This is a genomic window from Actinokineospora enzanensis DSM 44649 (assembly GCF_000374445.1).
Classification (GTDB): Bacteria; Actinomycetota; Actinomycetes; order Mycobacteriales; family Pseudonocardiaceae; genus Actinokineospora; species Actinokineospora enzanensis.
Genome location: NZ_KB894474.1, coordinates 1 through 9340, shown reverse-complemented (window position 1 = coordinate 9340; position 9340 = coordinate 1). Strand labels below are relative to the sequence as shown.

At 67.4% G+C, this 9340-nt stretch carries 10 protein-coding genes, 4 tRNA genes and 2 pseudogenes; 5 read left to right on the top strand and 11 right to left on the bottom strand.

From position 1 onward, the window contains the following. The 4 genes and pseudogenes from C503_RS42810 to C503_RS0136775 all read right to left on the bottom strand — a co-directional run. Positions 1-541 (bottom strand): annotated as a pseudogene (locus C503_RS42810) (transposase family protein); the annotation flags it as partial. A gap of 58 nt (positions 542-599) precedes the next feature. After that, a pseudogene (locus C503_RS45480) lies at positions 600-744 on the bottom strand (helix-turn-helix domain-containing protein); the annotation flags it as partial. Between the two features lie 168 nt (positions 745-912). Next, the gene (locus tag C503_RS0136780; protein ID WP_156893792.1) at positions 913-1287 is read right to left on the bottom strand and encodes a hypothetical protein; all 375 of its coding nucleotides are present in this window, start codon (positions 1285-1287) and stop codon (positions 913-915) included. A gap of 17 nt (positions 1288-1304) precedes the next feature. Further along, positions 1305-1514 carry a hypothetical protein gene (locus C503_RS0136775; RefSeq protein ID WP_018687190.1) on the bottom strand — a complete coding sequence of 70 codons (210 nt, stop codon included), beginning with the start codon at positions 1512-1514 and terminating at the stop codon, positions 1305-1307. Positions 1515-2140: 626 nt separating this feature from the next. Here C503_RS0136775 and C503_RS42390 point away from each other — a divergent pair. Beyond that, complete coding sequence (locus C503_RS42390) at positions 2141-2698, top strand: tyrosine-type recombinase/integrase (protein ID WP_084477519.1); 558 nt, start codon at positions 2141-2143, stop codon at positions 2696-2698. Positions 2699-2765: 67 nt separating this feature from the next. Here the strand turns inward: C503_RS42390 and C503_RS0136765 are convergent. Together C503_RS0136765 and C503_RS0136760 are read right to left on the bottom strand one after the other, a co-directional pair. After that, positions 2766-2840: transfer RNA gene (locus C503_RS0136765), tRNA-Val, on the bottom strand. Positions 2841-2890: 50 nt separating this feature from the next. Then, the gene (locus tag C503_RS0136760; protein ID WP_018687188.1) at positions 2891-3301 is read right to left on the bottom strand and encodes a TIGR02611 family protein; all 411 of its coding nucleotides are present in this window, start codon (positions 3299-3301) and stop codon (positions 2891-2893) included. A 393-nt stretch (positions 3302-3694) separates the two neighbouring features. On the opposite strand from C503_RS0136760, the gene C503_RS0136755 reads away from it, so the two are divergent. The 4 genes from C503_RS0136755 to C503_RS0136740 all read left to right on the top strand — a co-directional run bounded on the left by C503_RS0136755 (position 3695) and on the right by C503_RS0136740 (position 4506). Further along, complete coding sequence (locus C503_RS0136755) at positions 3695-4120, top strand: SsgA family sporulation/cell division regulator (protein WP_018687187.1); 426 nt, start codon at positions 3695-3697, stop codon at positions 4118-4120. A gap of 118 nt (positions 4121-4238) precedes the next feature. Further along, positions 4239-4311, top strand: a tRNA-Gly gene (locus C503_RS0136750). 47 nt (positions 4312-4358) lie between these two features. Then, a tRNA-Cys gene (locus tag C503_RS0136745) sits at positions 4359-4430 on the top strand. Between the two features lies 1 nt (position 4431). Continuing rightward, positions 4432-4506 (top strand) — tRNA-Val (locus tag C503_RS0136740). A gap of 50 nt (positions 4507-4556) precedes the next feature. On the opposite strand, the gene C503_RS42385 is transcribed toward C503_RS0136740, so the two are convergent. From C503_RS42385 to C503_RS0136720, 5 genes are all read right to left on the bottom strand, one after another. Then, complete coding sequence (locus C503_RS42385) at positions 4557-5747, bottom strand: tyrosine-type recombinase/integrase (RefSeq protein ID WP_018687186.1); 1191 nt, start codon at positions 5745-5747, stop codon at positions 4557-4559. 125 nt (positions 5748-5872) lie between these two features. Further along, positions 5873-6262 carry a helix-turn-helix domain-containing protein gene (locus C503_RS48720; RefSeq protein WP_156893791.1) on the bottom strand — a complete coding sequence of 130 codons (390 nt, stop codon included), beginning with the start codon at positions 6260-6262 and terminating at the stop codon, positions 5873-5875. Between the two features lie 140 nt (positions 6263-6402). Then, the gene (locus C503_RS0136730) at positions 6403-6891 is read right to left on the bottom strand and encodes an XF1762 family protein (protein WP_018687185.1); all 489 of its coding nucleotides are present in this window, start codon (positions 6889-6891) and stop codon (positions 6403-6405) included. After that, on the bottom strand, positions 6888-7784 hold the full coding sequence (locus tag C503_RS42380; RefSeq protein WP_018687184.1) for a DNA methyltransferase: 897 nt from the start codon (positions 7782-7784) through the stop codon (positions 6888-6890). The genes C503_RS0136730 and C503_RS42380 overlap by 4 nt, the downstream gene beginning before the upstream one ends. Continuing rightward, a complete protein-coding gene (locus C503_RS0136720; protein ID WP_018687183.1) occupies positions 7781-8794 on the bottom strand; it encodes a hypothetical protein in 1014 nt (337 codons plus the stop codon). The genes C503_RS42380 and C503_RS0136720 overlap by 4 nt, the downstream gene beginning before the upstream one ends. Between the last annotated feature and the right edge of the window lie 546 nt (positions 8795-9340).

Below are 9340 nucleotides of genomic sequence, written 5' to 3'. Positions count from 1 at the left end.
TGCGCTGGTAGCGGCCGTCGGCCATCACGTTCGCGCCCCGGCACTGCCGGTCGACGCGCGAGTCGGTGTAGGCGCGGCAGTCGTTGCGGTTGCCAGGGGGTGGGGTCGCCGACCGCGACGATCAGGCGGGTGTCGGCGTCGATGACGACCTGCATGTTCACCGAGTACCGGTAGTTCTTCGACGACGCGGAGATGGTGCGGTCGTGGGTGGGCACCAGGGTGCCGTCCACGATCAGCACGGTGTCCGGGCTGTGCCGGCGGGCAACCGGCGCGAGCGCCGGCAGCGGCGCCAGGTGATCCACTACGCGGCCCGCTGCGGACTTCGAGATCCCGAACAGCAGCGCGACCTGCCGGAAGGTCAGATTCGTCCGGTAGTACACCGCCACCAGCAACACCCGATCCGCCAGCGACAGACCCCAGTGCCGGTCTGCTCGCCACCCCGGTGGGCCACGACCCGCACGCGCTTGCGGAACACCGGCACCGACAAGCCCGTGAACACCGGCACCCACTCCGGCCGGCCCGCCCTGATCACCTGCTCCACACCAAGATCATCGATAGCGCCGAGACGGCGCTACGGGACAACCTTTAGGCGAGGGCGAGCCCGCAGTCAACAGCAGGGTGTTGCGCTCGCGCAACGGCACGTCCAACGACTCCGCCAGCCAGATGATCATGGCGCGCCCGGGGGGAGCTACCGCTTTCGATGAAGCTGACGTGCCGCTGGGTCGTCCCGGCGCGCAGCGCCATTTCGATCTGACTGACCTTGCGGCGCAACCGCCAGGTCCGCAGGTCGTCGGCAAGGCGCGGAGTGGACACGAGTCCTGTGTAGCCGATCCGGTGCAGATCGGCCATTCCTCGCCGGGGAATTGCCGACCCCACCGGCCTCAGGGACACCAACCCCCTGCGCGGCCCGGCTCAGTCGACGGGCACGATCAGCTCATGGTGGTGACCGACGTCGACCGGACACAGCCAACTGGCGACACCGTCGACAGAACCGGGTGAAAGCGGGTGTTGGTGGCCCGGACAGGCGGGCACCGCGCGCCCCCCGGTGGAGTCGATGATGTGGTCCTGGATCTGGCCCGCGAACACGGTGAGCGCCCGTCCTCTTTCGACGTCGAGTGAGTAGAGGGCGATCTGCGAAGTCCCGCCTTGTTCCGGACCGATTTCCACGGCAACGCTCGTCGGTGTCCGCAACCCCTCGGGCGGCGGATAAACGTCCTCGTGAAGCTCCACGCGCAGTACCCGCCACGGGGGGTTTAGGTCGCGTGCGAGAGTCAGGTCATCTGCCATGACCTGATTGTGGCACGTCAGTAGTCGTGAATGAGGTCAACCGCTCCCGCGATTGTCAGGGAGCCGGTCCCGCCACTGCCCACGTTGTGCCGGAATGTGAAGTAGTCCTGGTAGTCCAAGTGGTCACTGCCGTACACGGGGTTGAACGTGCCGTGGAAGATGTAGTTCTTCGGCACGTTGTGCGGCGAGTTCTTGGGCTGGACGTAGCTGTTGCGCCACCACCGCATGCCGTCCTGTTGACATTGGACACGATGATCGCCTGGACGGCGGGTGCGATGTAGAACGACCAGTACACCTTATCGTTGGGGGTCGAGCACAGGTAGTTCGCCGTGAACCGGCCGTTGCCGTCGGTGCGGTCGACCATCCCCTCGCAGTACAGCGTGTCGCTGAGCACCGCGGCGCCGGTGACCCCCTGCTCCGGTGACGTGGCGCGATTGGTGTGGACGCTCGTGGCCTGGTGGCCGACCTCCGCCTTGACCCGGGAGTCGTGTCCGATGCGATCGAGTTGGCGGACCGCTATGCGGCAGTGTGGAACGAGCCGGATGCGGCTGCGCGGCGGGTCGCCGTGGGGCGGATGTGGGCGCAGGACGGGCGGCACATCCTGCAGGTAGACCGACCGAGGGTGGAACTGGGCGCGGGGGGTGTCCTTGGGCGCCGAACAGTTGTAGGCCACACCAACGGTCGCCGGGGGTAGCTTGGCCTGAGTTCGCTCGACCATCCCCGAATGGCCCAATGCTGCATTCCCTTCGGACGGCTCACGAAGGAACCCGTTCCGCGTGCCGGATTCGGCCAACGCCCCTGACCGGCACGGAGACGGGCGCTATCCCCGTCAGAATAATTCTCTTACCCCTCTATCCTCATCGGTGCGCGGACAGAGGAACTGAGGGTGCTCACCTGGTTACACGTCGATCTCCGAGAGGACGGGGACAGCGAGCCACCGAAAGTCCCGCACGTCACGGTCTGGCGGTCGGTACGGGCCGGGGGCGACACCAAGACACGCAAGTCGCGGCGCTCTCTCGCACTGCCCAAGCGGTGTGTGGACGTGCTCAAGGAGCAGCAAGAGCGGCAGGCAATGGCGAGGAAGCTCGCCGGTGCCGACTGGGTTGAGACGGACCTGGTGTTCACCACGCAGGTCGGCACCGCGCTCGACGCGCACAACGTCCGGAGGGCGTTCCGACGCATCGTCAAGGCCGCGAAGCTCAACCCCAAGGATTGGACACCCCGGGAGCTGCGCCACAGCTTCGTGTCGCTGCTATCGGACGCCGGGACACCGATCGAGGTGATTTCACGGCTGGTAGGACACAGCGGCTCCGCGGTCACCGAGCGGGTCTACCGCCACCAACTCCGGCCGGTCATCGAGGACGGAGCGCGGACCATGGACGGCATCTTCCCGGAGGAGCCAGCGGCGTAGTCACTCACTTTGTCACTCAGCAAGCAGCAGGGCCGGTTCGCAGACTGCGAACCGGCCCTGTTTGTGCTGGTGGGCGATACTGGGATCGAACCAGTGACCCCTTCGGTGTGAACGAAGTGCTCTCCCGCTGAGCTAATCGCCCGGTGCGGCGTGGGCCGCATCGACTGAGAGAAGAGTACAGGACGGTCTTGGTCAGGCGAAAAGGGGGGACCCCAACCACGGCCAGTGGATGCCGAACCAGCCTCCGATCAGGGCGAATCCGTTCAGCAGCCAGATGGTGGCGACCACGATGGCGCCGGTGAGGGCGAGGATGAGCAGTCGGACGAGCAGGGGCTGGCGGCGGAGCCAGGCGGTCCATGCGTCGTATTTGCCGCGGGCGTAGCGGAGGAGGCGGTGGGCCCAGGTGAACTCGACGGCGAGGATGGCCAGGCCTGCGAAGACGACGAGCCAGCCGGGACCGGGGTATGGGATGAGGACGATGCCAGCGGCGAGGACCAGGCCGCCGACGAGGCCGACTCCGACGCGCCAGATGGTGCGGGTGGTGTTGTTTCGGTCGGCCCAGGCGGGGCGCATGGTCGGTTTCTCACCGGTCTCGTCGGTCACGCGCGCATCACCTTCCACTTTGCCCGGTTCCATTCTGCCGTCGGGGTCCGCGGACGGCTCGCCAGGCGTCTTGACCCAGCCGTGACCTGGGGGAAGGTGGCTCCCGCCACAGCTGCGGGGCAGCCGCCCAGGTCAGCGCGGGATTGGTGGTGATGAGGAAAACCGGGAACGAATATTCGTACTCAGGGCGCTACCACCACGGCCGAAAACCCGCCAGTATGGAGATGCCACAAGCAGATTCGTCACTCTGCGAAGCGGCGCGAGCGCCCTGCGCACATGGCAGTGGACCGGACGGGTGATGTAGGCCCGTTCCGCGTCCCGGCCACGGCGTGGTGGCGTCACATAGAAGGGACTCAGTCGTTTGGCTGGGAGGGGAGCAGAAGGGTAGCGACGATGCGAAACGATCACGTCACGCTGCGGTCGACCGCGGTGTTCGACCTCTTGGCGCCGCGGACTCCCGCGGTGCCGGTGAAGGTCGAGCTGCGCTACGACACGCGTGATCCGTACGCGGTGGTCGCGGCCTTCCGCACCGGCCGGGCGGGTTGGGTCGAGTGGGTGTTCGCTCGCGACCTTCTCGCCGACGGCCTCATCGCCGAGGCGGGCGACGGCGATGTCCGCATCCGCCCCGCCGTCGACGACCCCGAGGTCGTCGTGATCGAACTCAGCTCCCCTTCCGGACACGCCGTCTTCGAGGCCTCCGCCCAGGAGCTCGCCGACTTCCTCGACCGCACCTACGACGTGGTCGTCCCCGGCAACGAACACCTCTGGGTGGACGTCGACGAGGCCCTCACGCACTTGATCTCCACCGACCTGACCTGAGCGAACGCCACCTTCCCGACCCCCGATTTGGAGCCGGGAAGAGGCGTCCGATAGAGTTCTGCACGCACCACGGAGAACAGGCCGGTCGGTAAACGACAGGTCGGGAATCCGGTGGCTTGCGGACGTAGCGCAGCTGGTAGCGCATCACCTTGCCAAGGTGAGGGTCGCGGGTTCGAATCCCGTCGTCCGCTCGGAAGCGGTTCGGCCTCTGCGCCGGGGGCCAGACCCTTCGGGTTCCGGCGGAGTGGCCGAGTGGCTTAGGCAAGGGCCTGCAAAGCCCTGTACGCGGGTTCGATTCCCGCCTCCGCCTCGGGCGATTAGCTCAGTGGGAGAGCACTACCTTGACACGGTAGGGGTCACTGGTTCAATCCCAGTATCGCCCACCAGTTATATACACTGGTCACAAGCCCCGTCCTCCACCTCGGAGGGCGGGGCTTCAGTGATCAAATGGAGACGATTGGGAGACGGCGGGATTCTTACCGTCACGGTATTCGATCTCCAGCCTGACGAACACCGGCTTCAGGTGCGGGAACCACATCACCAACCGTGACCGCTCGGCGGTCGTCAAGGCGATCAGGCTCGACTCCCATCGCGCCTCCAGCGCGTCGAGGATCTGCTTGCGCATGACCTCGGTCACGTGGTCGTAGGTGCGGCCGATGCCCTTCATCTTCTGTCCCAACCTGGCCCGGCGGGCGACCTCGGGAACACCGTCCTCGGTCAGCCAGGTGGCGTGCGTGTGGCGGCCTTCGTGGAAGGTGAACCACGGCAGGATCGCCGGGACGTGGTTCTCCGCGGCCGGAGCGTCGGGGTTCACACCGTCCCAGGCCCGACGCCAGAAGCGCTGGCGGAAGTTGGACCGCCGCCACGGATGCCCTTCGGGAGTGGTGAAGGCGAACGCGCGACGGTTGCTGTCGAGCAGCAGTTCGTAGAACACCGCGATACTCGGCGGCAACTGCACCGATCTCATTCCGGCCGGTGTCTTCGTCCTGCCCTTGCGAGCGGAGAGCCCGCGGCGACGCCTGGCCGGTTGCGGCGGCGGGATGTCGACCAACGCCGTGCCGTGCTTCTTCAGCGTCCCGCCGACCTCCTTCAGCGGAGCCTGAACACTGATCTCCTTGCTCTGGTCGTCGTACTCGTGCCGCTGCTGCCCGGCCAACTCGCCCCACCGGGCGCCGGTGTAGACGTCGAGCAGGCAGAGCGTGAACCCGCCGACGCCGAGCCCGGCCTCATACAGCCGCATCGCCGCCCGCAGCGCCTGCACCGGCGTGGCCACGAACCGCTCCAGCTCGTAGTCACCCGAGGACACCCGCACCCCACTGCACGGACTGGCGGGGATGATCCGTTCCTTGACCGCTGCCTTCATGAAGGTCGAGAAGGTGGCGAAGATCGATGACACCGTGGTCTGGGCGTACTCCTCGTGCAGCTCCGAGACCCACTTCTCGATCTCGACGTAGCTGTTGAAGATGCCAATCAACGGCCAGTCGCCCCACTGCGGGATCAGATGGGTATCGAGATGCGACCGGTACTTCGCCGCCGTGCCCTCGGCGAGCCGAGGCTTGATCGCGGCCAGGTAGCCCTCCGCGAACACACCGAACGGCGTCTCGGCCTCACGCGGATCGATCCACATGTTCCGCCGAATCAACGCCTCTTGCTCGTCGCCGTAGTCCAGCGCCGCCTTCTCTGAGGAGAAGCCGGACTGGCTGCCTTAGGTGCCGTCCGGGCGCTTGTATCGCGATCTCCATGTCTTGCCGATTAACTCGCCGTACGCCATGAGAGACCTCCTTTTCTTGTCGTTCCCGCTCTAGGTGATGCGGACCTTTGTGCTTGCTCCGCGAACTGGATGATCGCCGCGATATCGTCGCGGCTGAATCTGTAGTGCTTGCCGATCCGGCGATGAGGGATCTGCCCGGACGCGGCGAGATCACGCAATGTCCGCGGTGACATGTGGAACAAGCCACCGACCTGATCGGCTGTGAGAAGTTCTTCCGCCGATACCGGTGATCTCGCCACGAGCGCGCGAACTGCCTTGGCCAACTCATCGACACTGTTCACGAGTTCGTAGCTCGTGGACTGGTCTCCTTTCTGTGTGGACGGACACGCGCAGGCGTCGCTATCGGCACTGCCTTCCAGTGGTGTGGACATGACTGACTCGCCCTCGTCGGTGAAGCATCTGAAAAGGGCTGCGCCTGTACGGAAATCCGTCATCGTGGTGCCGGATTGCCAGCTGTACCAGCTGTTTACCGTGCAGCGCAAACCCCCAGGGCCTTGCCACTGGTCTCCCGTCAGGCGGCTACGTCGGCATCCCCCGCGCGGATCTCCCAGCGCACCCTGGCGATCCCATCGACACCCCGGTCTTGCCGCGGTCTGCCCGGTGTGGACCAGCCCGAACGGGGGCGCAGCTCGGCGACGGCGATCAGCCCGGCAGCGCGGAGACTCGCTCCCGTCTCGCCGTGCTGGGTGTAGGTGATCAAGCGGTGGTAGCCCATGGCCCGAGCCGCACGCCAGCAAGCGCCGTACAGCTTGGAGTTGGCACCGTGGTGGCCGAGGGTGCACGTCCTGGTGACCTCAACGGTGCTGTTGTCGTCGAGCAACCGGGCGACGGGCCTTCCCACAGTGGCCACTCCGACAAGCTGGCCCACGCGCTCCACTCCGATGGCGAACTTCATGCCCCGCGGCGGCCTGTGGTGCCGGTGATGCGCCGCGATGAAGGCAGTCACCTCCCGAAAGCTGACCGGGACGATCCGTAGCCGCACCGGCGCCAGGGCGCTCATGCGGCGACACCTTCCATGACCGGCTCCGCGAGCCGCCCGCTTCGGTGGGAACGCGCAGCCCTGATCGCTTGCCCGCCGACGTCGCGGACACCGCGAGCGGTACAGGCAAGTACGGCCACATGAGCGGGGCAGAAGACCAGAACGTGGCGGTGAGCGACCAATGCGATCGGTCGACCGCTGGGGTGCCTGCGGACTCGGCGTCGTTCGGTGAGGGTGGCGCGGGTGTGGACGCGGTCGTGGTGGAGGGCGGCGGTGAGGGCGATGGCGTGGTGAACGTGGACCAGTCCTGCTGCGCGGGCGGCGGTGTGGATGGTGGTGGGGAGGTCGAGGAGTTCGCCGCGGTGGTCGCGGGTGGGTGCCGCGACGACGGCGATGTGGCCGTCGGGGTGCAGGACCGCGCGGGTGTGGTTGAGCGTGGTGGTGAGGTCGGTGACCGCGTCCGGTCGTGCGGGGTTGCGGAGGGCAATGATGGCGAGGGTGGCGGTTCCGTGGGTGCCTGCGGCGCGGACGTGGGTGAGGTCGGTGGCGGGGTGGTCGAGGATGCTGCCGTCGGACCAGGCGCCAGCGTGCTTGGCAGCGGTGAGGTTGGCGCGGGCGAGTCGCCACCAACGGCGGTTTCTGGCGAGGCCGAGAGCGGGGCGCCGATGGCGGAGGGCTTCGACGAGGGTGGTGCCTGCGCCGCAGTCGGGGTCGAGGACGAGTTCGCCGGGCCAGGTGTAGCGGGTGATGATCTCCGCGGCGATAGCGGGCGGGATGAGGTCGGGGTCGGTGGCGGTGCGGGGGTGGTAGCCGCCGTTGGCGAGTTGGGTGGTGAGGTCTGTCTGTCCGGTGAGCCAGACCGAGCCGCCGCCGGGGGCCGGGTGGTCGGACAAGTCGGGGGTGTTCGTGGTCATCGGGCCTCGCCGGTGTTGGTCGTGGGGGTGGTGAACACGAGGAGGTCGGCGTGTTCGGTGGTGTCGGCGGGGCCTGCCGGGTCGAGGGTTCCGGGGCGGTTGCCGCGGCGTGCTGGTGCGCGTCGCGGGGTGGTGGTCAGGAGCACGACGCGGTCGAGCAGGAGCAGTCCCGCGCGGGTGGTCCGCGAGATGACCGTGGTGGCGGGGTCGACGAGCCGACCGCCCCTTCTGTGACTGTGGGTGATGACCGCGAGGGTGCCGGTCGGGGTCAACACGGGCACCCAGCCGGCGGGTCGCAGCCAGTCCGTGGCGCCGGGTGGGACCGTGATGATGATCAGGTCGTAGCGGTCGACGGACCCGTCGGTCGGACCTCCGGCGGGTTCAGTCCGGGACTCGTCGGCGGTCCAGGCCGGACTACGCCCGCCAGTGCGGAGGAGATCCGTGACGTGCGGTCCGGGTCCGGACTCGGACACACTCGGGCCATCCCCGGCGGGGGCTCGATGGGAGCTGGTGGCGCTGTGGCGGGTCGACGCCTCCGGCCGGGTGGCGGGGTCGATAGCGCCCGGTCCGGCGAAGTGGGTCCGGGTGCCGCGGCCGAGTCGGAGGACGGTCCAAGCGGCTTCGGTCAAGCCCGACCACGGGCTCGGTCGGGCCGGGCGCGGGATGCCGAGGTGGGCCGGGCCGGTCGGGTCGAACAGGTCAACGGTGCCGACGAGCAGGACTCTCTGGCCGGGTGTGGTGTAGGTGGTGACGATCTTGGCGATGGCGGTCAGCAGCCACGGCGCCAGCCGCCCGAGATCACCCGCGGCGGCGGGGTGGGTCGGGCTGGAGGCGCAGGGCCAGACGGTCGCCGGGCGAGGCGCACGGCCGCGGACACGGCGTCGGTGCTCCGGTCGCCGCGACCCGGGAAGATCGGGAACGGCGCGGTTCCGTTGATCGGCTCGGTCTCGGCCTTCGGTCGGTGTGCGGCGGCGACGCCGAGGGTGTTCGTTGTCGGACAAGGCGGCCATGAGGAGTCCTCTGCGGTGGGGTGTGTGAACGCCCCTGAACTCCGGAATCACGGCCGGTTTTGGACACGGCAACGACAAAAATCTTGAACTATTTCAACCACTGGGCACCTTGACCGCCCAAGCAGTGCTTAGTGCGCTCCCAGACCGGCCGATCACGCCCGTGACAATCTCAAGATTCTTTACGACCCAGGCGAACGATCTTGTCCGGCTTGGTCGACTGGTGCGCTGGTGGGCACGTCGATGATGTATAGAGCGACTAGCGAGCTACTAGCGCCGCTGGTCAGCCGCGCTAGTCGGCGCGGTCGGGAGGTACTGCCCTCGTCGGCGAGGTGATCTTGTCCGGTGGTCTGCGGTGGCGGGACCAGTCGTCTGCTAGTCGGGCGCTAAGCGTCTGCTAAGCGATCGGTGGTTGTCGGCTAGCTGTTTGCTAGTTGTTGCGGGTCATGACGTTGGTGACAGCCGGCAGGGGCTGAGACGAGGGGACGGGTCTTTCGGCGGCAGGATGGAAGTGCGACCAACGCATCCGCCGAACAGAAAGACCCGTCC

Excerpts from the sequence above, each read along its gene's own strand:
- C503_RS0136755 (WP_018687187.1), top strand. The coding sequence starts at position 3,695 with ATGCGAAACGATCACGTCACGCTGCGGTCGACCGCGGTGTTCGACCTC.
- C503_RS42385 (WP_018687186.1), bottom strand. The coding sequence starts at position 5,747 with ATGTGGATCGATCCGCGTGAGGCCGAGACGCCGTTCGGTGTGTTCGCG.
- C503_RS42380 (WP_018687184.1), bottom strand. The coding sequence starts at position 7,784 with ATGACCACGAACACCCCCGACTTGTCCGACCACCCGGCCCCCGGCGGC.
- C503_RS0136730 (WP_018687185.1), bottom strand. The coding sequence starts at position 6,891 with ATGAGCGCCCTGGCGCCGGTGCGGCTACGGATCGTCCCGGTCAGCTTT.
- C503_RS0136775 (WP_018687190.1), bottom strand. The coding sequence starts at position 1,514 with ATGCGGTGGTGGCGCAACAGCTACGTCCAGCCCAAGAACTCGCCGCAC.
- C503_RS48720 (WP_156893791.1), bottom strand. The coding sequence starts at position 6,262 with ATGTCCACACCACTGGAAGGCAGTGCCGATAGCGACGCCTGCGCGTGT.
- C503_RS0136780 (WP_156893792.1), bottom strand. The coding sequence starts at position 1,287 with ATGGCAGATGACCTGACTCTCGCACGCGACCTAAACCCCCCGTGGCGG.
- C503_RS0136720 (WP_018687183.1), bottom strand. The coding sequence starts at position 8,794 with ATGGCCGCCTTGTCCGACAACGAACACCCTCGGCGTCGCCGCCGCACA.